Source organism: Nodosilinea sp. P-1105 (genome assembly GCF_012911975.1).
Taxonomy (GTDB): Bacteria; Cyanobacteriota; Cyanobacteriia; order Phormidesmidales; family Phormidesmidaceae; genus Nodosilinea.
Window position 1 is genome coordinate 1 of sequence record NZ_SMDQ01000036.1, and the last position, 24,371, is coordinate 24,371.

The 24,371-nt window shown below is 57.2% G+C and carries 23 protein-coding genes and 1 CRISPR repeat array (1 of these 24 running past the window's edge); of the genes, 5 read left to right on the top strand and 18 right to left on the bottom strand.

Annotated features, from left to right (window positions below; all coding sequences use genetic code 11):
- Positions 1-50: 50 nt before the first annotated feature.
- Genes E1H13_RS15515 through E1H13_RS28020 form a run of 3 tightly spaced genes read right to left on the bottom strand, consistent with a single transcriptional unit; the run spans position 51 to position 932 of the window.
- The gene (locus E1H13_RS15515; protein ID WP_169614327.1) at positions 51-503 is read right to left on the bottom strand and encodes a hypothetical protein; all 453 of its coding nucleotides are present in this window, start codon (positions 501-503) and stop codon (positions 51-53) included.
- Positions 496-744: a hypothetical protein gene (locus E1H13_RS15520; protein WP_169614328.1), complete on the bottom strand. Its 249-nt coding sequence runs from the start codon at positions 742-744 to the stop codon at positions 496-498. The genes E1H13_RS15515 and E1H13_RS15520 overlap by 8 nt, the downstream gene beginning before the upstream one ends.
- A 2-nt stretch (positions 745-746) precedes the next feature.
- Entirely contained in the window at positions 747-932 is a 186-nt protein-coding gene (locus E1H13_RS28020) for a hypothetical protein (RefSeq protein ID WP_169614329.1), read from the bottom strand.
- Positions 933-1,244: 312 nt separating this feature from the next.
- On the opposite strand from E1H13_RS28020, the gene E1H13_RS15530 reads away from it, so the two are divergent.
- The gene (locus tag E1H13_RS15530) at positions 1,245-1,481 is read left to right on the top strand and encodes a hypothetical protein (RefSeq protein ID WP_169614330.1); all 237 of its coding nucleotides are present in this window, start codon (positions 1,245-1,247) and stop codon (positions 1,479-1,481) included.
- A 61-nt stretch (positions 1,482-1,542) separates the two neighbouring features.
- Here the strand turns inward: E1H13_RS15530 and E1H13_RS15535 are convergent, their stop codons facing one another.
- The 8 genes from E1H13_RS15535 to E1H13_RS15570 all read right to left on the bottom strand — a co-directional run bounded on the left by E1H13_RS15535 (position 1,543) and on the right by E1H13_RS15570 (position 13,579).
- The gene (locus E1H13_RS15535; RefSeq protein ID WP_169614331.1) at positions 1,543-2,037 is read right to left on the bottom strand and encodes a DUF3368 domain-containing protein; all 495 of its coding nucleotides are present in this window, start codon (positions 2,035-2,037) and stop codon (positions 1,543-1,545) included.
- The gene (locus E1H13_RS15540) at positions 2,034-2,282 is read right to left on the bottom strand and encodes a UPF0175 family protein (protein ID WP_169614332.1); all 249 of its coding nucleotides are present in this window, start codon (positions 2,280-2,282) and stop codon (positions 2,034-2,036) included. The genes E1H13_RS15535 and E1H13_RS15540 overlap by 4 nt, the downstream gene beginning before the upstream one ends.
- Positions 2,283-2,365: 83 nt before the next feature.
- On the bottom strand, positions 2,366-4,384 hold the full coding sequence (locus tag E1H13_RS15545) for a DNA translocase FtsK (RefSeq protein ID WP_169614333.1): 2,019 nt from the start codon (positions 4,382-4,384) through the stop codon (positions 2,366-2,368).
- The gene (locus E1H13_RS15550; RefSeq protein ID WP_169614334.1) at positions 4,381-6,405 is read right to left on the bottom strand and encodes an AAA family ATPase; all 2,025 of its coding nucleotides are present in this window, start codon (positions 6,403-6,405) and stop codon (positions 4,381-4,383) included. Before E1H13_RS15550 ends, E1H13_RS15545 begins: the two co-directional genes overlap by 4 nt.
- A gap of 31 nt (positions 6,406-6,436) precedes the next feature.
- A complete protein-coding gene (locus tag E1H13_RS15555) occupies positions 6,437-7,276 on the bottom strand; it encodes a hypothetical protein (RefSeq protein WP_169614335.1) in 840 nt (279 codons plus the stop codon).
- A 105-nt stretch (positions 7,277-7,381) separates the two neighbouring features.
- Positions 7,382-8,008 carry a cob(I)yrinic acid a,c-diamide adenosyltransferase gene (locus E1H13_RS15560; protein WP_169614336.1) on the bottom strand — a complete coding sequence of 209 codons (627 nt, stop codon included), beginning with the start codon at positions 8,006-8,008 and terminating at the stop codon, positions 7,382-7,384.
- On the bottom strand, positions 8,005-11,976 hold the full coding sequence (locus tag E1H13_RS15565) for a cobaltochelatase subunit CobN (RefSeq protein ID WP_169614368.1): 3,972 nt from the start codon (positions 11,974-11,976) through the stop codon (positions 8,005-8,007). Before E1H13_RS15565 ends, E1H13_RS15560 begins: the two co-directional genes overlap by 4 nt.
- 94 nt (positions 11,977-12,070) lie before the next feature.
- Positions 12,071-13,579, bottom strand: coding sequence for a cobyric acid synthase (locus E1H13_RS15570; RefSeq protein ID WP_169614337.1), 1,509 nt, complete (start codon positions 13,577-13,579; stop codon positions 12,071-12,073).
- Positions 13,580-13,611: 32 nt separating this feature from the next.
- On the opposite strand from E1H13_RS15570, the gene cbiB reads away from it, so the two are divergent.
- From cbiB to E1H13_RS15585, 3 genes are all read left to right on the top strand, one after another.
- Positions 13,612-14,616, top strand: coding sequence for an adenosylcobinamide-phosphate synthase CbiB (cbiB, locus tag E1H13_RS15575; RefSeq protein WP_206070562.1), 1,005 nt, complete (start codon positions 13,612-13,614; stop codon positions 14,614-14,616).
- 180 nt (positions 14,617-14,796) lie between these two features.
- Positions 14,797-15,903 carry a threonine-phosphate decarboxylase CobD gene (cobD, locus tag E1H13_RS15580; protein WP_169614338.1) on the top strand — a complete coding sequence of 369 codons (1,107 nt, stop codon included), beginning with the start codon at positions 14,797-14,799 and terminating at the stop codon, positions 15,901-15,903.
- A complete protein-coding gene (locus tag E1H13_RS15585) occupies positions 15,900-16,532 on the top strand; it encodes a precorrin-8X methylmutase (protein ID WP_169614339.1) in 633 nt (210 codons plus the stop codon). Before cobD ends, E1H13_RS15585 begins: the two co-directional genes overlap by 4 nt.
- Here E1H13_RS15585 and cbiD read toward each other — a convergent pair.
- The 4 genes from cbiD to E1H13_RS15605 all read right to left on the bottom strand — a co-directional run bounded on the left by cbiD (position 16,508) and on the right by E1H13_RS15605 (position 20,413).
- The gene (gene cbiD, locus E1H13_RS15590; protein WP_169614340.1) at positions 16,508-17,716 is read right to left on the bottom strand and encodes a cobalt-precorrin-5B (C(1))-methyltransferase CbiD; all 1,209 of its coding nucleotides are present in this window, start codon (positions 17,714-17,716) and stop codon (positions 16,508-16,510) included. The genes E1H13_RS15585 and cbiD overlap by 25 nt on opposite strands.
- Before the next feature lie 255 nt (positions 17,717-17,971).
- Entirely contained in the window at positions 17,972-18,706 is a 735-nt protein-coding gene (locus tag E1H13_RS15595) for a cobalt-precorrin-6A reductase (RefSeq protein WP_169614341.1), read from the bottom strand.
- Between the two features lie 6 nt (positions 18,707-18,712).
- On the bottom strand, positions 18,713-19,510 hold the full coding sequence (gene cobM, locus E1H13_RS15600) for a precorrin-4 C(11)-methyltransferase (protein WP_169614372.1): 798 nt from the start codon (positions 19,508-19,510) through the stop codon (positions 18,713-18,715).
- 138 nt (positions 19,511-19,648) lie between these two features.
- Positions 19,649-20,413, bottom strand: coding sequence for a DUF4058 family protein (locus E1H13_RS15605; RefSeq protein WP_169614342.1), 765 nt, complete (start codon positions 20,411-20,413; stop codon positions 19,649-19,651).
- A 473-nt stretch (positions 20,414-20,886) separates the two neighbouring features.
- Here E1H13_RS15605 and E1H13_RS15610 point away from each other — a divergent pair, with 473 nt between their 5' ends.
- Positions 20,887-21,138 carry a hypothetical protein gene (locus tag E1H13_RS15610; protein WP_169614343.1) on the top strand — a complete coding sequence of 84 codons (252 nt, stop codon included), beginning with the start codon at positions 20,887-20,889 and terminating at the stop codon, positions 21,136-21,138.
- Positions 21,139-21,472: 334 nt separating this feature from the next.
- On the opposite strand, the gene E1H13_RS15620 is transcribed toward E1H13_RS15610, so the two are convergent.
- The 3 genes from E1H13_RS15620 to E1H13_RS15630 form a co-directional block, all read right to left on the bottom strand.
- Complete coding sequence (locus tag E1H13_RS15620; RefSeq protein WP_169614344.1) at positions 21,473-21,721, bottom strand: type II toxin-antitoxin system MqsA family antitoxin; 249 nt, start codon at positions 21,719-21,721, stop codon at positions 21,473-21,475.
- Positions 21,722-21,726: 5 nt separating this feature from the next.
- The gene (locus E1H13_RS15625) at positions 21,727-22,026 is read right to left on the bottom strand and encodes a DUF4258 domain-containing protein (protein ID WP_169614345.1); all 300 of its coding nucleotides are present in this window, start codon (positions 22,024-22,026) and stop codon (positions 21,727-21,729) included.
- An 89-nt stretch (positions 22,027-22,115) separates the two neighbouring features.
- Positions 22,116-23,261, bottom strand: coding sequence for a transposase (locus E1H13_RS15630; RefSeq protein ID WP_240966660.1), 1,146 nt, complete (start codon positions 23,259-23,261; stop codon positions 22,116-22,118).
- A 914-nt stretch (positions 23,262-24,175) separates the two neighbouring features.
- Positions 24,176-24,371: a CRISPR direct-repeat array (repeat unit 35 nt; unit sequence GTTTCCGTCCCCTTGCGGGGTAAGAGGAATTGAAC) (it continues 340 nt past the right edge of the window).

Here is a 24,371-nt window from a genome sequence, read left to right on the forward strand (position 1 = left end):
CCGCAGAGCTTTTCTTTACAAGTATCTATTGATACACGACAATTAACCCCTTAACGTCCCGCCTTGTGGAGTGCTCCCACAGTATTGGCATTAGGAATTTCAACGGAATAGTAAATAGACCTTCCCACCCCTGCCCATTGATATGTCGAAGCCTGATCGCGAGGTACATCTAAAACAATTTCTGGATCATCTTCAGGGCCAAAGGAATACCGAATAGTGTCGCCAAGATCATAAAGTTCAATTCGTTTTCCATTCTCTGTCTGACAATAGAAAAGTAAATTATCATTCGAGTTTTGGCTTAACTCGGTAACAGAACTGTCTTCTTGTGGCGGCAGCTGTTCGGACGATACTTCATTGGCAGAACCATTTTCTTGGAGAGATTGCTGTTGTTGAAGGGGTACTTCATTATTACAAGCGAACAAGCTAACTATACCTATGAGACTGGTTATTTTTAAATATAAAAAATTTTTAATCACAATAAAATTCCTGGTAAAATTACTCATCCGACAATTGTTCTAGCTCATCGGCCAGGGAAGTTTGAAATTCATCATCGCAATGCGTATGTAGGTGAACTGTAGACGCTGCCAACTCAGCCAGAATTTTGGCTTTCTGGCCATCCTGTAAGCCTGACAGTTGAAGTTGATGAATCAGTTCGAGAACTCGACCACATTCATCTCCCAACTCTCGGATCAGTACCCGAAGCGTTTCATCTTGAATGGCTAGCGACCTTGTACCTAATTGCATAACTATCTCCCTAACCGCTTTTTTGCTTGTTGAATACCTTTCTCAAATGCCCGAATCTCTTTCTCCCAATGACGAATTAGTCCCAAGTTGGGAAGTTCCCTCAGTTTTTCCAACCTGATCTTCTCTTGATGCTCGTCAATACACTTCTGTAAACTGCGAATCGTCTTCAGATGATTTCGCTTTCCCATTGGTTTCTACCATTCGCCCAATTTTAGCCAGGGTAATTATTTGAATCATAGGGTCTAGCGAGTTTGATAGTTAACACTTACCTAACACGGTTGAACTCCCAGCGGACTTGGCGTAAGATATTCTGGCGGGGAATGACTTCTAGGCGGGGAAGAGAGAGGTGGCAGCCTCTCAAATCCCCTGAGACATCCCTCTTAGCGTAGGTAAGTGAGATGCCCTTAGGAGCCATTCTAAGAGCTAGCGTCTTGTTTTACCTTCATTTGGGACCGCTAGATCGTTCCCCGTTTTCCTAAACCGAAAACGGAGAAGCCCGTATGTATCAACCTAACCCTGGAGACCTCAAGGTCTCCACTCAGTTCAAGTTGCCCACCTACCAGCCCGATCGCCTCTGTCACATCCTGCTGGGGGACTATGCCGCTGTGGTCGAAGCGATCAATCGCATGGAGCTGCTGCGCTACTGCGAGCGTATCGCCTGGGTCGAGCCTATCCCCACCGGGCGCAATGGTGAATACATCAGTGTAATGACCCGCCGGATTACGCCGCTGGAGTAGACAGCCACAGAGGGAGGCAAGTTAAGTAAGCGTGTGATGGCAGATTATCAAAAATCTGCTGTCATACTTCGCCTACCATGGTTAAAATCTGGTCATATAGAGCCGAAGACACTCTAAATTCCGATGTCGCAATCAATCTATCCATTAAGGGCTTCACAGCATTTATGAGTCCCTTTTGTTTTGCTTCAATCAGAATACCAAGCAAGCCAGTGATTCTAACCCCAAGACGGTTTGCTTCAGTCCTCCCACGGCGTTCGTCAATCAGCAACAGGTCAGCACCTAACTCAAGTGCGAGCACAATGGCTTCGGATTCACCAGGATTCAGACGTGCTTCGTTATGAAGACGTTCCACAGCTCTCCGATTGGCAACGATTTTGACCTGTAGCCATTTGTTTGCGTCAACCTCAACTGCTCCAGATGCTGGTGGAACGATAGCGGTCAGCTCACGATACACTGCCTCTGGGATAAAGACCTGTCCATAAAGTTGATTTAGAAGTTTCAGGTGGTTAACGGCTGCCAGGTTGGTGAGCGCAGAAGTATCGCTAACAACAATCACAACCGCCCCAATGCTCGTAAATTTTCTAAGTCTAGTTCAAAATCCTCAACATCGTAGGTGTAAAGAGGAATACTGCGCTGCTTGAGAAGTTGCCGAAATTCAGTCAGAGGTAAATTAGCTAGTTGGCTAGCGTAGCCTAACGTTAACCGACCGGCTTGAAACAGAAGCAGAGCAATTTCCTGTTGAAACTCATTTGGTGTGAGCTGCGAAGCTTGAAGAATTTCGTCCGGGATAACAATATTCATGGCAAAAGATCGAGCTAATTACTGATATTCTAAGAGCTAGCGTTTTGTTTTGCCGGGCCTATTCGGCTGGGCGATGCTGATACTCACAACTTAATTTCTGGGGCATAGAGGCTCTGGAGCCGTAGCAACTGTGCCCCTTTGAGGTAGAGCAGATCGCCTTTACCGAGCAGGTTGACGGCATCCCCCTGTTTGCCGCCCAGGATGATGGCGGAATCGGCATCGCTGGCGGTTTTGAGGGCTACCCGTCCGGGCAAATTGGAGCGAATTAAAGGGGTGACGACCCTGGCTTCGGGGCGCTGGGTGGCAATCACCAGGTGAATTCCGGCGGCACGGGCCATGGCCCCCAGGCGTTTGATGCTGTGCTCGATCGCATTACGGCTGTCTTTTTCGGCCATAAAGTCGGCATATTCGTCAAAGATGCAGACAATGCGCGGTAGGGGGTGGTTGCTTTTTTGGTTGTAGCGGCTGAGGTCTGGGCAGCGACTCTGCTCGAACCGCTGGTAGCGTCGTTCCATTTCGCTGACTAGAGATTCCATCAGGGCGATCGCGCCTTCGGTGTCTTTAACGATGGGTTCTAGCAGCCAGGGAATGGTTTCGAACTCCGGGAAGGTGACCCGTTTGGGATCGACTAAGGCAATGTTGAGGTGCTCGGGGGTGTGGCGGGCCAGCAGGCTGAGCAGCAGCGATCGCAGGAATTCACTCTTACCGCTGCCCGTGGTGCCCCCCACCAGAAAGTGGCAGGTATTAGGGTCCGATAGATCGGCTTCGACTAAATCGCCATCTAAATTCACCCCCAGGGCAATATGCACTGGGGCCGTGGGTGGCAAGGTTTGGCCTGTAAGGTAGTGCTCAAACAACGCACTTTGGCGATCGGGTCGGGGTAGGTCGACGCTGACATAACCGGCCTGGGGGGCGATCATCGGCGGGGCGGTGAGGCCCATTTGTACCCGCAGATCGTCGGTGAGGCGCAGGATGGCGCTGACCTTCACCCCTAGCTGGGGTTTGAGTTTGATCCGTAAAAAGGCCGGAGCCAGGGCCACCCCCTGTAAGTCAACCCCTACCCCAAAGGACTCTAGGGTGGTGACCAGGTGCTGGGCGATCGCTTCAATGTCAGGGCTGATAGCGGGCGATGGGGGACTGGTTGGTGGGGAAATTGGCCCCCCCGGCCCCCCAATGGTGGGGGGAGAAAGCGACGCTGAGGGGGCTGGCGATGAAGTACCCGACTGGAGAGACTCCTGGAAATAGGTCTGGCACTTTTTCTTTTGGGGACAGATGTCGCACAGGGAGGGTTGAATGGTTTTGGGCGGTGGCTCCCCCTGCCCTGGCTGCCAGGCTAGCCAGTCACGGATTTGCATCAGCTTGGGGGGAATCAGCTGATGGACGGTGGCTTCCAGCTGTGCCCAGGGATAGACCTGCTCCTGCCAGTCTGGCAGCACGCTATAGACCGCAGAGTCGATGGGCACGCCAATTTGCTTTTGCAGCATGTAGCTGTAGAGGGCTACCTGGGCCAGCTGGGCGGACGGTTCGGGGGATTGGTAGGTTTTATATTCTACGACGCACAGCCGCTGGTGCTGAAAGTCATACACCAGGCTGTCGAACTGGCCCTGCACCAGTTGCTCAGTACCATCGGGCAATGGGAACGTATGCTTAACCTTGAGTTCCTGGGCCAGAAAGGTTTTTTGTAGCACCTCCTGGGCGTCGCAATAGTGGCGATTGCTGACCAACAACCGCGCCCAGCGCTGGATTAAGCCCAGGAGCCCTTGCCACAGGTGATGCAGGGCTGGGGCTTTGCTAGCATCCTTGGCGATCGCGGTTTGCAGATAGGGAAAAAAGCAAGCTTTGTAGAGGGTTTGCTGCAGGGTTTGGGCGATCGCGTCGGTATCTAGCTGGTCCGGTTCTCCTTCAAACAAGGCAGGTAGGGTGGCGTCTGTGCGTAAATGGCGGACAAAGTGATCGGATAATTTGTGGAAGGCGCTACCAATCCCCAGGGCACCTGTCGCTGGCAAAAACATAGTCATGCCATTGAAGTGGTGCCCCAAATACAGTAAGCGGGGACACTCAAAGGCGAGGCGAACTTTGGTGACACTCAGGGAAGTTGTCATTGAGGCACGTAGCAAATCAATTGCCCAGCGGGATCGGCATTGGGATCAAGCAACTGAATCCGGTTTTGCTGGCAGAGGGTTTTGACCATCGTATCAATCGTAGCTTTCTCTGTTTTGGGAAACTGTTTCTGGGTATTCTGCACCAACACCATGCGGCCAATCAGGGACTGGGTCGCCACTATGTTCAGGATATAGTCGGCGATGGCTGATGTGTCTACTTCTATTGTCTCGTCACCTCCCCCAGGGTTTGGGTCGCCTGAGGCCGCTACCACCTGTAGGTCTTGCAGCAATGGGCATGACTCCAAGACCTTAGATTGCCGCACAAAGGCCTGAAGATCCTTAAGGTGAGGGGTGGTTTGGCCAATCACCAGTTCGCCCCCCTGGGCGGCGGTGGCTAGTTTGTGGTAAGTCTCCAGGTACTGCACCGATAGCAGATCGGGCTTAAGGTGATGGCGGGCGGCCTGGGACTGAAAAACCTGTTGATAGATTTGTTGGCCTCTATTTTTTGGTTTGCCGAGCTTTTCGGCTCGAATGAAATACAGGCGATCGCAAGTATTTTTCTTGACCTGCTTTTGACAGGCATTCATTAAATGGTAAAAGGTGTTCATGTTGCGATCTTCGCTCCAGACAATGCCAGTGCGGGAGTGCTGCTGGTGGGAAAGGGAATAGGAGGCAAACCGACTACTGGTTAAAAACTGAGGCGTAGCCTGGGGCACCTGCAGGGCTTCTAAAACCTGCCGCAGTCGCCAAATTAGCTCGGGGGAAGTAAATTGACTAATCCGAGTGACTTGTTGCTGTGCCAGCTTAAACTCCTTTTCCCAGGTAACTTTGAAGTTGGCCTGGATGGGGGGATCAACGGGGGGTTGCACCGGCTGATCAGGGGGCGGAGTCGTCAGATCGGGCAACTCTCCATGTTGCTTGAAGTGGGTAATCAGCATTTGCCCCAGCATTAGCGTATTGCGGGGCAGGGTTTTACCTCGGGGGAACTTGTGATTGAGATAATCTGCCGATAACGGAGCAATGGCACTATCAGGTTTTGGCTTAGCATGGGCATGGATGGGAGCAAGACGGGTAGCCCAGAGTGCTTGGGCTTGTTCCAGGTTGATTGGGTGTAATTTAACTATTTCGTGAATGCGGGCTCGATCCGCCGGTTGGATAGCCGAGCAGTTTTGGCGCCAAGAGCTAGTGATGATGCTAATGATCACCAAAAAGTTGTTGAGGTTGTCGTTATGAATAGTTGAATTTAAATTGAACAAGCTCTGTAAGTCGAGCTTGTCCTCGCTGAGGCGGGGAATGCCATCCAGGTTGTCGAAGCACAGCACGATCGGTTGGGTCGCTGCCGCCAGACGGCCAAAGTTACCCAAGATATGGTGGGCGGCATCTTCGGAATCAAGGGAGCGTTTCACCCGCAAAGCCTTGAGATCCTCTTGATCTAAATCATCCCCTTTGAGCCAGTCATAGGCCAAGGGCCGCAGCTCTGGATTGGTGACCAAGTCATATAGAACCCCAAAAAACTCTTTGGCGTGATAAATTCCTGCCGGAAAGCTGGCCCTTAAGTCGCGGATAAAAATGCTCCGTTCTCCCAAAATCCATTTGGTGAAGGTGCGATCGCGCAAACTGGGTAACCCCTTCAGCCAAAGCACCAGTTGTGATTCAGATTGACCTTCTGGGGCATGGATCAAGCTATCAATCGTACTGCGTAGGGTATGCCGCCATAGGTAATCGCTGTCGGGCCATGGACCGATGTAGGCAAAGAAGGCCTTGCTATTGAGCTGTCGTTTGAGGCGGCCCAGCAAATAGCTTTTCCCAGAGCCTGAATCGCCGGTTAGTAAAAGGGTGCGAGTATGGCGATCGCTGGCCACTTGATCGAGGGTTTTCTCAATGGTTTGTAGCACTGCCCAATGAATTCCCTCAACCTCCTGGTTGGGGTCCTGGTTTTCTTGCCAGAAATTACCCGGTTTGAAGGTACTGGCATCAAACGGATTGAGATTGCGCTGAATCAGTTGTTGAAGAGAAGTCACAAGCGTCTACCGAGGGTTCAACGGTCTTACATCACTGGAGCACACTAATGAAAAATAGGGGGCCTCCAATATCCTGGGGAATGCCAGCATTTAGCTGCACTTCACTGTAGGCAGCTACATCTTGCAGGGTACCCAACTCAATGCGATCGCTACGTTCCAGGGCATATAGCTGCTGATCTAAGTCTTCCCGGCTGAGGGGGGGCTGTAGCTGGTCGCGCAGATGAAAAATGGGTAAATAGTTGTCGGTGCCCAGTTGTTTATCCAACTGTTGGATCATGGCTAGAACCGTCTCTGGGGTGACCTGGGCAGCCTCAGTCAGCGGCTTCCCTGGGCTGGGGGCATCAGTGCCCTGGGTCGTCCCTAAGGATTGCCGCAGAAACGTGACATAGGTGCCAACCATGGACTTCGTAAAGGTGGCATTCCCTGCGGGGGTAAATTCGTGGCAGAGAAACGCCTTGCCCTGGGCGGTGAGCCAGACCTGTTTAATTTGGGTTTTGTTAACCTTGACCAGGCCGCGATCGACAAGCTGCCGCAGCAGCCGTTGGCGAGCATTGGCCGGGACCTTCTTGGCCATGCCTGGGGTGGCCACCTGGGTAGCGGCGACCTGGACCAGATGGCGCTCATCGGGGGTGACTGGCAGGGTGCTGGTGTCGAGGCTTAGCAGCGATTTGCCAGCGGCGGTAATGCTGTAGTGAGAAATCTCTTCTTCGTAATCGACCAACCCCTGGCTACAGAGGTTCTTGCAGGCTTTGTCCTGCTCTGAGGCTGGCGTGTTAGCGTTGGGTTTGATTTTACTAATTGGGCTGCGATACTGGGGAGCATGCTCTAGTAAGCGCAGTAAAAACTTGGACTCTAAATGGGACAACGCCATAGGGGGCAGTCTGTAAGATGAAGGACTTTCCCCAGTGTAGGCAAGGTCCCCTGGCACAATAACCCCCGTTAACGAGATGTGACGTTTGCCCGCCCAGCGCTTGCCCTAATACTCAATCCCCATCTGGGCCGGAATGCCTGCACTGATCGGGTGTTTGATGCGGGTCATTTCTGTAACTAAATCAGCAATTTCAATCAATTCCGGGGGCGCATAGCGGCCAGTGCTGGCGACATGGCAGTGGAATGGACGGGACTGAATCCCGGCCAGGATGGGGGCTAGGTCCAGACGGGCTTTTTTCAGGGCAATGTGCAATTCATCCAGCACCACCAGGGAAATGTTGGGATCGGCAATCAGCGTTTCGGCCTTCTGCCAGGCCTGTTCTGCCATGCGCTTGTCCTGGTCGGGGTCCTGGGTTTCCCAGGTGAACCCTCCCCCCAGGGTATCAATGCTGACGGGAAATCCCTGGGCTTTGAGCTTTTCCAGCATGATGCGATCGCCATCGGGATAGGCACTGTCGTTTTTCACCAATTGGACCACGGCCACCGGCAGGTCGTGGGCCAAATGGCGATACACCAGATTCATCGCGCCACTGGTTTTACCTTTCCCCAGGCCGGTAAAGAGGAGGTACAGGCCCTTTTCATTCCCCTGGCGCTCAGCCCGGGCCTGGTCCTTGGCCGCTTTGATCTTTTGCAGCCGGTCCTTTTCTTCTGGGGTGATGGTCTGATTTGTCATAGTGTTTCCTCAATGTGAGCTTCCGCTTCTAACAGGGTTGCCCTAAGTTGATCCAGCAGGTCGGGCGAAACCGCCTGCCACAGCCCCCGCTGGTGCGCTTCCAGCAGCCGTTCCGACATGTCCCGCAAGGCCCAGGGGTTATGGGCTTGAACAAATTTCTGCACCTCAGGATCCAGGATGTAAGCCTCGGCAACGCCAGCATACATAAAATCCGCCACGCTGTGGGTGGTGGCATCGTAGGCAAACAGGTAGTCCACGGTTGCGGCCATTTCAAAGACGCCTTTGTAGCCATGGCGCATCACCCCGGCAATCCACTTGGGGTTGACCACGCGGGAACGGTAGACTCGGCTGATTTCTTCGGACAAAGAGCGAATGCGAGGCCGTTGGGGCCGGGAATGATCACCGAAGTAAGCCTTGGGATTCTTGCCCTGGGTAGCCCGCACCGCTGCCACCAGGCCCCCGTGAAACTGGTAGTAATCATCTGAGTCCAGCAGGTCGTGTTCTCGATTGTCCTGATTGTGCAGGACAATTTGCAGCTGGCCGAGCCGTTGTTGGAAAACGTCCGGCACAGCGCTTGAACGCAGCTTCTGCCTTGAGCCCTCCGGTGAGCCCTCCGGTGAGCCCTCTGGGGCCTCCTGGCTGGCCGGATCTGCCGACTCCCCAGTCCCAACCTGGGTAGATCGTCCATAGGCATAGCAACTCCAGTTGATGTAAGCCTGGGCCAGGTCCCGGTCGTCCGTCCAGTTTTGGGCTTCAATTAACCCCTGCAGCCCGGCCCCATAGGCTCCCGGTTTAGATCCAAAGATGCGGTAGTGGGCACGGGTGGCGGCCTCCTCAGGATTGAACCCGACAGCCTGCCAGTGCTGCGATTCTTGTTTCACCTGAGCCGCCAGGGGATTCATCGCCGCTGGTTCATCCAGGGCCGCCACGGCCTCCACCGCCCCATTGAACAGATCAATCAGGTTGGGAAACGCATCCCGAAAGAACCCTGAAATGCGTAGCATGACATCAACCCGGGGCCGTTGCAGCACCGATAGGGGCAGGATCTCAAAATCTAAGACCCGACGACCCACCCCATCCCACACGGGGCGCACCCCCAGTAGGGCCAGGGCTTCGGCCATGTCGTCTCCGCCGGTGCGCATGGTGGCGGTTCCCCACATGGAGAGTCCCAGGGTGGTTGGATATTCCCCCTCGGCTTGAACATAGTGCTCTACCAGGGTCTCGGCGGCCCTCCGCCCCACATCCCAGGCACTTTCGGTGGGCAGGCCGCGAATGTCCACGCTGTAAAAATTACGCCCGGTGGGAAGCACATCGGCCCGTCCCCGAGTGGGCGCACCGGCCGCGCCACTGGGGACATAGCCGCCATCCAGGCCATGGAGCAGGTGGTCAATTTCCTGGGAGGTTTGGGCTAACCTGGGCAGTAGCCACTGCCGAATCCAGGTGAGTTCTGTTGCGGTTTTGGGGGCGGTTTTGGCCTCCATGGCCAGATTATCGTCCTGGCCGCTGATCACCTGCTCTACCAGACAGGCGGCCTGGTGTTCTAAGACGGCCACGGCATCGCCCAGGGTGTGTAGCGTGAGATTGGGTAACTCGTGGGGCTGCAGTAGCGTATCCGGCATCTCCAACCCGCTCACGAGGGTGCCTAAATCCGCTGTCAGGGGGTCAAAGTGCCAGTCCCAGCCCCAGTCTTCGGCGATGGCCCGGGTCAACCCCTGATGACCAGAACCGGGCTGACGGGCGATCGCCACCATCAAGTCTCGCAACAGCCTGCCCTGGGGACATTGCCCCAAAATATGTAACCCGTCTCGAATTTGAGCTTCTTTCAGTTCACAGAGATAGCCATCCGTGCGAGTGAGAAATTCGTTGAAGGCATTGGCATCGATGGACGGCTCCACCAGCGATCGGCTGGGCTGACCATCCTGGGCCAGCTGCAACCGAGGCAGGATCGGCCCTAGCCCCGGCAGCAGGCTGAGATCCTGATTCAGGTTTTCCTGGACGACCAGGGCACAGATGCGATCGCGGATCACGGGCAGCCGTTTCGCGTCCAGTACTTCGGCATCGTAGTATTCATCGATCAAGGCTTCCAACTGCAGCAGGGGACCATAGAGTTCGGCCCGGGTCAGGGGGGGCGTCAGATGGTCTAGAATCACCGCCTGGGCCCGCCGCTTAGCCTGGGCTCCTTCCCCCGGATCGTTGACAATAAACGGATACAGATGGGGCATTGGCCCCAGGGCCACCTCCGGACAACACTGCTCCGACAGAGCCAGGCTCTTGCCCGGTAGCCATTCCAGATTGCCATGTTTACCCACATGGACGATCGCCTGCGCCCCCCACCGATGGCGCAACCAGGCATAAAACCCCAGGTAAGCATGGGTCGGTTCTAAATCGGGGGCATGGTAGTTGAGGGACGGATCCTGGTCATACCCTCGCGACGGTTGAATCCCCACAAAAATGTTGCCCAGCTGCACCCCTGGAATTGGGATATCGGCGATCGGATCAACCTCCCCCCAGCGCTCAATGACACTCTGCTGGACGGCTGCAGGGAACCGCTGGAAGTAGTGGTGGTAGTCCTGTGCCCCTAGGGCCTGGGGAACCGGGCGGGAGTTTTGTCCCTCTGGATCGTTGGTGACGCCCCGGGTTAACCAGGCCATCAGCTCCTTCGTCGTTGTCGGTAGCCCTGGGCCAGCGTCCCCCTCAGGGGTGAGCGTATACCCGGCCCGCTGCATGGCCTGCAAAATGGCCAGACAACTGGCGGGGGTATCCAGGCCCACCCCATTGGCCAGGCGACCATCTTTGTTGGGATAGTTAGCCAAAATCAGCGCCACCCGGCGCTGGGGCGGTGCCGTCCGCCGCAGGTGAACCCAATTGGCGGCCAGGTCGGCGACGAAATCAACCCGGTCGGCCTTGGGCTCGTAGGCCATGACCGCCGTTTCCAGCTGAGGATGTTGGGCCTGCACCGCCTTGAAGGATACCGCCCGACTAATGATCCGCCCGTCCACTTCCGGTAGGGCCACATTCATGGCGATATCGCGGGGGGAAAGTCCCCGCCACTGGGTCTGCCATTGCGCTTCGCTGCCGCCGCTCAGAATCACCTGCAACACAGGGACATCCAGCCGCTGCCAGAAGCCGACCTGGGGAGTCTCGCTATTGAGTTTGGCCAGGGAGAAGCCGGTGGTGTTGAGAATCAGATCAAGGGCCGCATCTCCCCCTAGTTTCTTCAGCAACTGGGCCTGGATCTCCCCATCGCGCAGGGAGGGGATGAACAGGGGGCGAGGGGTGAGGCCACGGGACTGCAAGGCTTCGCAGAGGGCATCAATCACCCGGGTATTGCCGGCCAGGTAATGGGCGCGGTAGAAGAAGATGGCGACGGTCGGGTGGGTGCCAGGCGTCTGGGCCTGGCGATCCTGACGCTTGCCTGGGAACCGATAGTCCCCCCATTGGGGAATCGGTTGGGGCAGAGGCGGGTGATAGGGCGCATCCAGCAAGGTATGCGCCAGGTACTGGAGGCCATAGCTCAAGTTGTCGGCCCCGCCTTCGACGAAGTAGTGCCAGAGGCGATCGGCGATCGCTAGGGGCACGGTGCTGAGGCTGGTCAAGGTGGGATCCGGGCGATCATCGCCAGGGATCACCACCAGGTGGATGCCCTGGAATTCAGCGATTTCCCGCAGGCGTTCCAGGCCATAGCTCCAGTAGCTGCGGCCTCCCAACAGCCGCACGACCACGACCTTGGCTTGGCTCAGCACCGACTCGATATAGGCGTCGATGCTCAGTTCCTGCTGCAACTGCAGCAGGCTAGCCACCCGTAGGGCTGGAAATTCGGCGGGTAGCAGCGACAGACTGGCCGCCAGGGTTTGAATTTCCGTGTCGGCAGCGGTGAGAACAACGATGGGGGCGGGGGTTTGCTCCAGAATGATCACCCCGTCGGTGTCTGGGCTCCACCCCCCGGGGGTGGCGGCAAGGCGATGCATAGCGCAGTTAACTGATTCCCCTCGAACAGTGCGAGTCATCCTATCACCCTGAACCCCACCTGGACTGAGTGGGGGAGTCCGTCGCTCAACCTGTTCAGCCTAGGCCGAGCCAGGCGCGAATCGGGGTCAGGTCACAATACTGCTCCAGCATAATGGCCATCTGATCGTATAGCTGCGATTGATGGACTGGCCAGGGCGTTGTCCCCGGTTGATAATCGGGCACCTGGGCCAGGCGGGCTAGGTTTTGGCGCAGGGCCGTTGCCTCAAACAAACCGTGGAGATAGGTGCCCCAGACCGCGCCCTGGGGAGAGCTAGACTGCAGGCCTTCTGGGCGTCGCTGCCCATGACTATCGACCTCCACCAGGGGTTTTAGGGGGGCTGAGCCCCCTGGTGGAGGGGTGGGGCTGGGTTCTGGGGTCAGCCGGTGGGTCTGGCCCATGTGAATCTCATAGGCCTGCCAGGTTTCGCCCCCCGCCATCGCTGTGACCTGACGCACCTCCTTACCAGGGACGAATTGTGTGGTGATGGGCAACAGCCCCAATCCCGGCAGGTCTCCGGCCAGGCCAGCATGGCCCTCCGGGTCAGACAGCCGTTGACCCAACATCTGGTATCCGCCGCAAATGCCAACGATGGGCACCCCCCGCTGAGCCGCCCGTTGAATCGCCTCGGCCAGGCCCGTCTGCCGCAGCCACTGCAGATCCGCCAGGGTATTCTTACTGCCGGGTAGAATAATCGCCCGGGCATCGACCAGCGCGTCTGCCGTGGTGACCCAGCAGGTGCGAATGCCGCTATCCAGTTGCCAGGGTTGGCTGTCCTGGGAGTTCGACAGATGGGGAAAGCGAATCCAGGCAAACTTCGCCCCGCGGCCCGTCTCTTCAGCGACTTGACACAGGCTGTCTTCGCTTTCGGGCTGCAGGGTGGGAGCATAGGGTAAGGTGCCCAGGTACGGAAAATCTGGCAGATGTTGGGCAAAGTGCTGGCCAGCGGTGGCAAATAACCGCAAATCTCCCCGAAACTTATTGACGATGAACCCTAGCCCCAGGGGTTTAACCGGGTCGGGGATTAGGGTGTGGGTGCCGATGATTTGGGCAAAAATGCCCCCCCGCTCGATGTCGCCCACCAGTAGCCAGCGCCCCTGGAGATAGTCAACGGGGCGCAGGTTGACAATGTCTCGGTGCATCAAATTTAGCTCGACGGGGCTGCCTGCCCCCTCCATCAACAGGACATCACAGCGATCGCGCCAATCGTCCAGGGTCTGGGCCACCACCGGCCAGATCTGCTCAATATGGCGATAGTAGTCTCCCGCCTTAATGTGTTGCTGCGGCTCCCCTAGCAACACTAGCTGAGAGGTGCCGTTGCCCGAGGGTTTCAACAGAACCGGGTTGTGCTGGACAATGGGGCGCACCCCACAGGCCGCCGCCTGCACCGCCTGGGCTCGGCCAATTTCCCCGCCCTCCAGGGTGACGTAGGAATTGTTGGACATATTCTGGGCCTTAAACGGAGCGACCCTGATCCCCTGCCGCCGCAGCCAAGCCCCCAGGGCCGTGACCAGCCAGCTTTTGCCAGCATTGGACGATGTGCCTAAAACCGCGAGTGCTTTCATACTATGGATTTCATGGTGTGATCTGAGTTGATATGACCGAGTTGACAGACAGCTATGCCGCCATCGTGCTGATGGGGGCGGCGGGGCTCGACTTTTGGGTGGGTGACCCCTGGCACTGGCCCCATCCGGTGCAGGGGATGGGCTGGCTGATTCGCCAGTACACTGACCTGATGTTTCAGGCTACAAAGTCGGCAACCGCTTCGGCAATAGGGCTGACGGGGGCTGGCATCCTGCTGACCATCTTGCTGGTGGTCGGCAGTGCCGCGGTCGGCTGGGGCCTAATCACCCTGGCCCGTGGGCTCCATCCCGGGTTGGGCCTGGGATTGGAGATCATCTTGCTGGCCTCCTGCCTGGCCGGGCGCAGCCTGCGGGATGCCGCCGAAGATGTGCTTGCGCCCCTGGGGGCGGGGGATGTGCCAGCAGCTCGCCAGCGGCTGAGTCGCTATGTGGGTCGCGATACCCAGAATTTGCAGGAGCCAGACATCCTCAGGGCGGTCTTTGAAACCGTGGCGGAAAATAGCGTCGATGGGATCATGGGACCGTTATTCTACGCCTTAGTCGGGGCCGCCACCCCCCTGGGAAGTGCCCCCCTGGCCCTGGCCTATAAAGCCGCCAGCACCCTCGACTCGATGGTTGGCTATCGGGAAGCCCCCTACACCCACATTGGCTGGTGTAGTGCCAAGGTGGAGGATGGGTTAACCTGGCTGCCCTGTCGCCTGACGGTGCTGACCCTGGCGCTGCTGTCGGGGCACCCTGGGCGGGTGATTAAGCGCTGCCGCCGAGATGCCGTGGCTGACCCCAGCCCCAACTCGGGTTGGAGCGAATGTGCCTATGCCGCTAGCCTGGGGGTGCAGGTGGGGGGCACCAACGTCTACAGGGGAGTCGTTAAGGTCAAACCGTTGATGGGTGATCCGGTTCGTCCCATTACCCCTGAGGTGGTGCGGGCGGCCTTGGAGCTGAACAGACTCAGTTTCTTGTTATGGCTGGGGGTGAGTGTTTGCGGGTGGGGGCTCTGGAAAGCGTTGCAGCTATACTAAATAGTCTGTCAAGCCAGAAGTGACGGGTGCGGTGCAAGGTCTACGGTTTAGGGTATACGGCTGGCCGTGAACCGCATACCGTAAACCGTGAACCCAGGTTACAGCTCCCGTCATGATCCGATTGCCTGAACCCTAGGCAGGTGTTACGGAGATCCTGCCAAACCATCCTGCCAAACCATAGTGAAGCTTCCTGATCCCGCTGATTGCCCTCACCCTGCATCAAACCGTCCCACCCATGGCGGTAACCGCCGTTGGGCGGCCCAATATGCCCATTGCCCACCGGAAGCAATTCTGGACTTTTCCGCCAGCATTAATCCGTTGGGGCCACCCCCGTCCGTCATGGCGGCCCTGGCCACCTCCCTCAACCACCTTCAGGCCTACCCCGATCCCGGCTACGATCGCCTGCGTCAATCCCTCAGTGAGGTTCACGGGCTGCCCATGGACTGGATTTTGCCCGGCAATGGGGCCGCAGAGCTTCTAACCTGGATCGGTCGGGAACTAGCGCAGCTGGACACCACCTATCTGGTCACCCCGGCCTTTGCCGATTACCACCGGGCTCTCTCGGCCTTTGATGGCCATGTAACCCCCTGCCCGATAGATTTGGCCGCTGGCCCACCGAACCTGGTGGCACCGATACCCGTCTCACCCCAGACCTCCGCCTGTGGGCTGCTGCTTAACAATCCCCACAACCCCACGGGCACCCTGATGCCCCGGGACGACTTGTTGCCCTACCTGGAACGGTTTGCCCTGGTGGTGGTGGATGAAGCCTTTATGGATTTTCTGCCCCCCGATCAGCAGCAAAGCGTCTTGGACCTGGTGCTGGATTGGCCTAATCTGATCGTGCTGCGATCGCTCACCAAGTTCTACAGCCTCCCTGGTCTGCGCCTGGGCTATGCCATTGGCCATCCCCGGTACCTGCACCGCTGGCAACGATGGCGGGATCCCTGGCCGGTGAATACCCTGGCCGAAGCGGCGGCGATCGCGGCCCTCCAGGATCACACCTTTCAACAGCAAACCTGGGCCTGGCTGCCCCCCAGCCGCCAATCCCTGATCGCCGGTTTGCAGGCCCTCCCTGGCCTCATCCCCCTCCCCGGTGCCGCCAACTTTCTCCTGGTCAATACCGAAATGCCCGGTTCCCAACTGCAACGGGCCTTACTCCAATCCCACCAGATTCTGATTCGAGACTGCCTGAGTTTCCCGGAACTGGGGGAGGGCTACGTCCGCCTTGCCGTGCGTCTGCCGGACGAAAACGACCGCCTTCTTACCAGCCTGGCCCAAATCCTATGAACCTCCATCCCATTACCGCTGAAAGCTTTGCCATCATCGACCAAGAAATTGGCCCCCACTCCCGGCCTCCCCAGGACTATGTCGTGATTCGGCGGGCCATCCATGCCACGGCTGACTTTGAGCTACTGGACTTATTCGAGTTCAGCCCCGGGGCGGTTGACGCTGGGATAATGGCCCTGCAGCAGCGGCTGCCGGTGATGGTTGATGTGCGGATGGTAGCAATGGGCATCGCCAGCACCCTGAAGGCCTTGGGCTATGACCAGATTCCCTGTGCCTTAGATTTTGTCCCCGGCGACGATCCTACCCTAGAAACCCAGGGGTCAAAATTGGCCACCACCCGGACGGCGGCTGGCATGCTGGCCCTGACCCAGCACTATGCCACCGGCATTTTTGTGGTTGGCAATGCCCCCACGGCATTACTGGCCCTGGTGGAGCAAATTCGGTTAGGACAAGTGCAACCGGCCCTGGTGGTGGGCGTGCCGGTCGGGTTTGTGGCGGTGGAAGAGGCTAAGCAGGCGCTGGCGGCGGTGGATGTTCCCCAGATTCAGGTCCGAGGCCGCAAGGGAGGCTCTGCTGTGGCTGCCGCCATCATCAATGCCCTGGCCTATTTAGCCTGCCCTAACAAATAGGGCGGCAAGGGAACAGTCTGCCCAATCACATGGCCCTGGCGATCGCAGAGGATCGTTTCTACCTTGACCGACACGGCGGCATATTTGCGGATATACGCCGCGGCCCGGTCACTCACCTGGCGGGCTAACCGGGTAAAGACAGGATCAGCCAGATTAGCCGCGATCAACCGTTGATGGGCCGCATCAGCGGTGGGGGCATCTAGAACCGCCTGCATCAGCGAGAGACGCTGGGCTGGGGCATCCGTCGCTTCCCCGGCTGAATTGATCTCCACCTGGGCCAGGGCCGCCGCCAGAATGGCGAGTTTGCCATCGGCCACGTGGCTGGATGTATTGAAAATGCCCCCCGCCAGCTTAATCAACTTCCCCTGGTAGCCCAGCAACAGCACCGACTCGGCCCCCCGCAACCCTGCTTCCACCAGCATGGCCCCCAGCCAGTTGCCGGTCTGGACAATGTGGTCGTCAGCAATGCCCAGGCGCTGAGCCGTTCGCTGACCATTGTGCCCAATGCAAAATACGAGATGGGACGTGGTCTGGACAGCCGTTTGCAGGACAGCGCGGTAGTCGTCTAGCTGGTCGGTGGCCGAGTGGGGCTGAGAAATGCCGTTGGTTCCCAGCAGGGCCAGACCGTCGAGAATGCCAAAGGCGGCATTGGAGGTTTGTTGGGCGAGTCGGACCCCCTCCGGCAGAATGATGCGGACTGTGGCTTGGTGCTGGGCGGGAATTAGGGGACGGACATTGATATCAAAGAGCTGGCGGGCATAGGTGTAAAAGGCGGGTTCTCCGGCGGCGGTGCGCCCCAGGCCCTCCCCCGCTTCTAGAATCAGGGTGAGGCTTTCGGCCTCTACCGCCGTCGGCGGGTCCAGGGGAAACTCCACCAGCTGTACCCAGGCCCAAACGGGGGTATTGCGGGTCACATCTAGATTGTCCCCAGGGTCGCTGAGACAGATAGCCAGGGCCGTCGTCGGGTCAAGGGTGGCCACCTGCTGGATGGGGATCTGGGCTTCCCCAGGGTCCAGGTGGACCCTGGCCTGCACCTCTGGCGAGGACAATGGAGCCGCCCTGCCCTGTGCCCCGTCGATATCGGCTTTCGAGGCCAGAGCCGATCGCTGGGCCAGCAAATGGGTCAAGGCGGCTTTGGCCGCAGCGACCGCAAAGACGGGCAGTGTATACCCTGATCGGGCCATTGATCCTCCTCTTACCGTTGCTTTAAGAGTAGTCCAATTAATACAACATCCGAGGGTTGCCCTCCCCCTAAAGCTCTTTCCCATGGCGGGCTACTAGATACACATCAGTCCTGAGACCCTTGTTGACAGGGCTTTTCCTCCATCCCCCAGCCCCTTCCTCCCAGAACGGGAGGAAGGGGAGCCGGAAAGCGTTGTCTGGTCTCCCCCACCCTTCGGGAAGCAAGCGACGCCCATTTTGAGAGAGATGGAGGGCCGTTATCCCCGGTGCTGGAGACAAAACCCCATGACCCCCTCCAAATCATGGGTGAGCCGTGGATACGCCAGCCTCGGACGGGCGATCACCAGTAGACGCACCCCCAAGGCTTGAGCCACCGCTAACTTCACGGGCATCCCCCCTGGTGCCCCGCTGGCTTTGGTGACCACCGTATCTACCTGTAACCGTTGCCACAGGGCTGTTTCTGCGGCGATATCGGTGCCAGGGCGATCGCAGATTAACCGGTCTGGCGCAAATCCGGCCTGGATGGCCTGGGCCTGGGCGGTGGGCAAAATTCTGGCCCAGAGGCAGGCCCGCTGCTGCCAGGGACAAAATCGAGCCAGGGCTTTAACCCCCAGAGTCAGTAGAACCGTGCGATTTTCCAGATACTGGGGCTGAAATAGCGCGTCTAAATCTGGCAACGACTCGGCGGGGGGCTCCAGGGGATACGCCGGACGCTCAAACCGCAGGTAGGGTAGCCCGGTGGCCATGGCCTGCCTGGAAATCTGGGTGGCAAAGGGATGGGAGGCATCGACGATGGCGTGAATGCCATACTGAGCAATCAGGCCTTGAATGCTCCCGGCATCCAAGGCCCCCACCTGCACCTGCCCTGGCAAGCCCTGGTACAGCCTCGCCGCCGATGGCGTCACCACCGTGGCCACCCACCGGCATCCCTGCTGGCTGAGATGCTGGGCGATGGTGCGACTTTCGCTAGTGCCACCAATAAGCCAGAGCATAGGGCCTTACCGGCAGCGGGCCTGGGGTGAGGCGGGGCGAAAGAGGTGACTGTGACCAGGACTGTAGAGCTGCGATCGCGCCTCAGATTGGGCCGCCAGGGCCGGACTAACCACATACAGAACCGTGCGGTCATGGCCGGTTTCGCGGGTGATGGCCGCCATGCTGTCCAGCCGTCCCAGGTGAATTTGTTCGTCGGGCCAGCCCAGGCGGTAGCAGAGGGCCACCGGGGTATCCGGCGGATAATGGGCCAGGAGTTTAGCCTGGGCATCGCTGGCGTGGCGGGCACTGAGATAGAGGCAGAGGGAGGCCCGGTGAGCCGCTAGGGAGGCCAGATCCTCATTCCCCGGCACGTCAGTTCGCCCCTGGACCCGGGTGAGAATAATACTCTGGACGAGCTGGGGCACCGTCAACTCCACCTGGAGGCGAGCGGCGGCCAGTTGAAAGGCACTGACCCCTGGCACAATCTCAAAGGCAATCTGTTGTTTCAGCAAAAAGGCCATTAGCTCATGGAGTGCCCCATAGAGGCAGGGATCGCCATCCTGTAGGCGAACCACCCGCTTGCCTTGCTGGACGCGCTCCTGGAGCAAGGGCAGCCAGTTTTCTAGGGTATGGGACCGGGTGTCGATACATTCCGCCGAGGGGCGGCAATGTTGCAGCATCTGTTCCGGCACCAGGGAACCGGTGTAGAAAACCACATCCGCTGCCGCCAGGTGCTTCTGCCCCCGGATGGTAATCAATTCGGGGTCGCCGGGACCCGCGCCAATAATCTGCACGGGCATGACCTCTGGGGCGGTGGTCGGCATGGCATGACTCACAGTGAAAACTCCTGATCCAAAACGTTGCTGGAACAAGTTTAGAAAAACTTCCCTTCCCCGCAAGCCTTCCCCTCCAAGGTAGCCCTGTGCCACCCGCCAACCAGTCACCCCAGATCAGCCAAACCACTATTGCTCCCCAGCGGCCACCAGACTCTGCACCCAGGCGGTCTCCTCGTTCGATAGCACGGGCTGGAGCGGTTGATGGTAATCGATCGCCAGATCAAACCGAGCGCGGGTATAAACCTCGTTCAACAGCCGCTGCAAGTTCACTGCTGGAACTGCATCATCGGGCCGCAACGGCACTGGGAAACTCGGGATCGCATCCGCCAGATCAAACTCGTAGAGTTCAGCATTAGGGCGATCGCCACTGGCGCTGACCAAAATGCTGTAGGTCTTTTGGTGCGGCTCTGTCACGGCCATACCCGCACCGCCGCGCAGCAGATCAATTTCCACCAGGTTGGTAGCAGAACCCAAAATCCTTTGGCGCTTCGTCTCATAGGCCCGGCGGCCATCGCCCGATCGCTTATTGGCCGGAGACAAGATCTCGATTACGCACACCACCTCATTAGTCTGCACCAGCCGCACGGCTAAAAAGCGCTCTGTCACCTCTATGGGCAACGGCACCTGCACCTGCCTGGGCACGATCTCTTGCACAGCAGTTGTTGTAGCTGCTGCTGCGGCAGAACGGCGCGTAACCGCTACGTCGGCAATGCCAAGCAGCGGCATGGCTTCGGTGCTGGCGTAGACCCGCTCTTCGATCGAAACGCGATACTTGGGGGCGACCTGGGGGGTAATGTCATCGGCGATCGCTACAATCAGGCGATTGTGTACCTGTGGCCACAACCCTGGTTGTTCTAGATAGGGGTTCATGCCCGGAAATGGATTGTGCATTAAACTGCCCTCGCAGGTTGGCGTTGTTCCATACTGCCGGAATGTCAGCGTGACCTAAACGGCGCAGGCGCTTGAGACGCTGTCGTTGCGCGAACCTCAGCCCTGATGCATCTGACGCTATAGTTTGTAGTGTAGCGGGCGCAGAACCAGATCCGTCTGCTCTACAAGCCATTACCGATCAAAATAAATGGGACCCAGTAGTAGGAATGGTTGAGGCGATCGGCTACGCCCAAGGGTAGCTCGGTTGGGCTGCTAATCACCTCAATACACCAGTGCAGCCATCAGTGCAACCCAACCCAACCACTTCGCCGCGTAACGCATGGGGGCAGTGCTCCATCTAGAGGTGACATCACTATATAGCTCTCACCCCAGGCCACTTATTCACCTTTATGCAATCTTTCGCCTTCTTCCTGGGAGAGAGTATGCCGAGGCCGTTGGTAAAATGAGCTTATAGCTTCCATGCAAGACGGCCTATGGCACCCACAAAGACTAATCACCCGTCAAACCAGCAACAGCCGGTAGATCGAAGGTTACAGGCGATCGCCTACAGCCTCGACTGCCTGATTCCTGGGCTGTATCTGTGGCTTGGGCCCCTTAAGCTTCGCCTAGGTGGCAGCACCGCCGAAGAGACCTACCCAGGTACTATCCACAGCCCCGTGGGTATAGCCCTAGTGCTACCCGACTATCGCATCTACAGCAGCTATCAGGGCAGTTATGACCCTTGACAAGCACAAGCTTGACGGCATTCCGCAAATCACATCAAAGACTTTGCCAAAGGAAGACTTTGAAACATTAGTGGGAAAAGCAGACTATCAACTGTCGGGATCGGCCCCAGCCAAAGGGAACCGCTTAAAAGTCTGGTGAAATCACACCTCCTACAGGCGCATTGAAGCCGTCTACAGCCCCGATGGCCAAATTGTAATCACGGCATATCACGTTTGGATTCCTGGTTAATTTATCAATTGGTCAACAGCTAAACTGCACTCCGCCTAAATATCTAATGTGCCAGTTGAAAGGGCGGAATGTCGGATGGAGTATGCCTTAGCCACCCTTTATCCATTATCCAAACGCCTTCATCGGCACCTGGAGGTAGTCATCCGGGGCCATCGCATCGCTGTGGATGTCACAAAACTGCTGCTCGATTCGCTTCAGCACCGCAGCACTATAATAGACCGTCCCACAGTGCTGGCACACCTCCACCGGAGTATTGGGCACAATCAAATACTTGCCCTGGTGGCTATATAGATAGGTAATCTGCCGCGTTTCGTAGGCGCTACTGCCGCAGGTGGTGCACTGTTTCTCGCTCATCGGGTTTAGGCTCTCGTTGTTGGGTCAATAAACTTCGGTGGCCCTGGAATGTATACCGTAATAATCGCAACCTGCTCCCCACGCCACCCGCACACAACGTGAATGGGCACTTGATCGGCATACCCCAGGATTAGACAACTTTCTCCTCGCCCCGTATCCGCATAGTGCTCAAGGATTTGACCATTGAGCAACGCCACCTCCACCTGTCTCAAGGTTAGATCATCTGCCTTGCGTTCCACATCGGCATGGGAGGTATAGACATACTCATCGACCTTCACCTTCGCCTGAATTTGCTCAATATCCATCACTCAGATGTCGTCAGCATCAGCAGGCCCAACCATTTCGCAGCATATCGCATGGGGCAACACTCCATCTGGGGGTAACAATCCCCGCCCTAAAGGGTCGGGGCTTTCTGGAGCCCTGCAACTATCTCGCAAGATAGCCACGGACCACGAGGCTGTGCTACGGCAGCCCCAATCAACGAAATCACTTTTGACGCATTATGGTCAGCATCCTCAACAACCTGACAATTTGGGCAGAAAAACCGTTCACCGCGCCTATCCCCAATATGGAGGCAGGCGTGGTGGGTCTGACTGCTGTAGTGCGGCCTAACCACCATGCAATATGCTCCATCGCGCACAGACTTGTACTCGATGAAGCCCCGCAGTTGGTAGTTGGCCCAACTATTCGAGCGACGGCGCTCGGTTTTGTTGCGCGGCTGTTGGTTGGTACGCTCTCGAATCCCCGTCAAGTCCTCCAGGACAATGACGGCACTGGTTTCGACAGCACGCTTCACGATGCGATAGCTGACCGTATGGTTCCACCAAGCTTGAAAGCGTCGTTCTCGGCCCGACAGCCGTTTCAGAAGCTGGCGGCAACGCCGCCGAGTGCTTCGTGTGCCTTTTGCAGCCTTTCGCTGGAGAACGGCTCTCTGCTTGGCATATCTGTCTCGGATATCCGAGATCCCCTTTCCACTCCACTCCTGACCATCGCTGGTCACCGCAATCTTGCGGCGACCCACATCCACCCCTACAAATCGCTTGTAGGGCTTGGGGTCAGGCGGAGTTTTCTTGACCTGGATATGGAGGTAGTACAACCCATCTTTGTGCTTGCAAAGCTGAGCACTGGTTGGCGACTGGCCCGCCAACTTCCCTCGTTGGTAGTTGGCGGCCTGTATCGAAATCCGCTCCCTACCCTCAAGGGTGGAGAGCGACACCGTCCAGTCCGATTCCCGGAACGAAAAGATCCGAGCGTCGTAGTCGATACTCGACGCCTGGAACTCTTTGACCGGCCTCTTTTTGGTTTTGGCCGCTTTCCGATTCATTCCAACCCGAGCGCAGGCTCTGACTGCCAAATTGGCATTCAGCCCAAATCGCGCCCGCAAGTCTCCATAGACTTCGGCCTGAATCGTTGCCTTGCTGGTAATGCCAGTCTTGACAACCTGATTGGCGTAGTTACAGGCATCGGCAAACGCCTGGGCGGTGGCATCCAATTTAGCCACTTGCTCAGGCGCTGCATTCAGCTTGCAAACTATCGTCAAAACCTGTTCCATGAGAACAAATTTACTATGTTCACAGGTGAATGTAAATGACCCTCAAGACCCTATACAGCCAGCTTCGCGGGCATCGTTCGCGAAGCGTCTCCGCAGGAGAAACCCGCTCATCTGGCCCGCTATCCCTCCCCGCCCTGAAGATGCGGGGCTTCTCGCGGAGGTTTCTGTGAAACACCAGAAAGCCCCAGCCCTGATGCCGATGCCTTGGCCTAGGTAACGGCCATGAAACGAATTCGCCAAGAAACCATCGTCTAGAATGCCGGTTCAGATCCCAGCGGTTAACTAACGGCGGTGCCGTTCGATAGAGCAGTAAGAAACCCGGTGACGGCGTTTCCTGGGGCTGGTGGGCAATGCCCACCCTACTGGGGCTGGTGGGCCGAGCCCACCCTACGTTCGGAGCACTTGAACGCCGGTTCAGATTCCAGGGGAGGGAAAGAGAGAAAAAGGAAGAACGAAGAACGAAAAGGCTATGCCAACGTAATAAAAGTAGGCAGCGAATTTTCTATTTACCCTTCGGGAAGGGCATAGCCCTACGTTTTTCTATTTTCGTTCTTTCCCATTGTTGCCGTCCCCCAGCAGAGAAAGAGATAAAAAGGAAGAACGTAGGGCGTAGCACGTGCGCAGCAGAACGAAAAGGTTTCGCCGACAGGCTCGAAGTTTGCAGAAGGTTTTCTATTTTCGTTCTTCTCTCTTCTTTTTTCCCCGTCGTTTCCGTCCCCTTGCGGGGTAAGAGGGATTGGGGAAAGGCAGAAGGAGGAAGGCAGAAGGCAGAAACGTAGCGCAATCTGGGGTCAAAAGCAGGGTTAAACAAAGGCAGTAGCCTGAGCATTTCTCAGGCCAACCGTTCATCCTTCATCCTTCTGCCTGCTTCGCGCGGGCACAGCCCTACATCCTTGCTTACGGTTTCCGTCCCCTTGCGGGGTAAGAGGAATTGAACATTACCTACTGAACTGTGGTTTAAATGAACTGTTAAAGGGTTTCCGTCCCCTTGAGGGGTAAGAGGAATTGAACATCTCAAACACAAACCCTAACAAGGGAAACGTTAGGTTTCCGTCCCCTTGCGGGGTAAGAGGAATTGAACAATTCCGAACACGGTAT

Excerpts from the sequence above, each read along its gene's own strand:
- E1H13_RS15515 (WP_169614327.1), bottom strand. The coding sequence starts at position 503 with ATGAGTAATTTTACCAGGAATTTTATTGTGATTAAAAATTTTTTATAT.
- E1H13_RS15520 (WP_169614328.1), bottom strand. The coding sequence starts at position 744 with ATGCAATTAGGTACAAGGTCGCTAGCCATTCAAGATGAAACGCTTCGG.
- E1H13_RS28020 (WP_169614329.1), bottom strand. The coding sequence starts at position 932 with ATGGGAAAGCGAAATCATCTGAAGACGATTCGCAGTTTACAGAAGTGT.
- E1H13_RS15530 (WP_169614330.1), top strand. The coding sequence starts at position 1,245 with ATGTATCAACCTAACCCTGGAGACCTCAAGGTCTCCACTCAGTTCAAG.
- E1H13_RS15540 (WP_169614332.1), bottom strand. The coding sequence starts at position 2,282 with ATGAATATTGTTATCCCGGACGAAATTCTTCAAGCTTCGCAGCTCACA.
- E1H13_RS15545 (WP_169614333.1), bottom strand. The coding sequence starts at position 4,384 with ATGACAACTTCCCTGAGTGTCACCAAAGTTCGCCTCGCCTTTGAGTGT.
- E1H13_RS15555 (WP_169614335.1), bottom strand. The coding sequence starts at position 7,276 with ATGGCGTTGTCCCATTTAGAGTCCAAGTTTTTACTGCGCTTACTAGAG.
- E1H13_RS15560 (WP_169614336.1), bottom strand. The coding sequence starts at position 8,008 with ATGACAAATCAGACCATCACCCCAGAAGAAAAGGACCGGCTGCAAAAG.
- E1H13_RS15565 (WP_169614368.1), bottom strand. The coding sequence starts at position 11,976 with ATGCATCGCCTTGCCGCCACCCCCGGGGGGTGGAGCCCAGACACCGAC.
- E1H13_RS15570 (WP_169614337.1), bottom strand. The coding sequence starts at position 13,579 with ATGAAAGCACTCGCGGTTTTAGGCACATCGTCCAATGCTGGCAAAAGC.
- cbiB (WP_206070562.1), top strand. The coding sequence starts at position 13,612 with ATGACCGAGTTGACAGACAGCTATGCCGCCATCGTGCTGATGGGGGCG.
- E1H13_RS15585 (WP_169614339.1), top strand. The coding sequence starts at position 15,900 with ATGAACCTCCATCCCATTACCGCTGAAAGCTTTGCCATCATCGACCAA.
- cbiD (WP_169614340.1), bottom strand. The coding sequence starts at position 17,716 with ATGGCCCGATCAGGGTATACACTGCCCGTCTTTGCGGTCGCTGCGGCC.
- E1H13_RS15595 (WP_169614341.1), bottom strand. The coding sequence starts at position 18,706 with ATGCTCTGGCTTATTGGTGGCACTAGCGAAAGTCGCACCATCGCCCAG.
- cobM (WP_169614372.1), bottom strand. The coding sequence starts at position 19,510 with ATGCCGACCACCGCCCCAGAGGTCATGCCCGTGCAGATTATTGGCGCG.
- E1H13_RS15605 (WP_169614342.1), bottom strand. The coding sequence starts at position 20,413 with ATGCACAATCCATTTCCGGGCATGAACCCCTATCTAGAACAACCAGGG.
- E1H13_RS15610 (WP_169614343.1), top strand. The coding sequence starts at position 20,887 with ATGGCACCCACAAAGACTAATCACCCGTCAAACCAGCAACAGCCGGTA.
- E1H13_RS15620 (WP_169614344.1), bottom strand. The coding sequence starts at position 21,721 with ATGAGCGAGAAACAGTGCACCACCTGCGGCAGTAGCGCCTACGAAACG.
- E1H13_RS15625 (WP_169614345.1), bottom strand. The coding sequence starts at position 22,026 with ATGGATATTGAGCAAATTCAGGCGAAGGTGAAGGTCGATGAGTATGTC.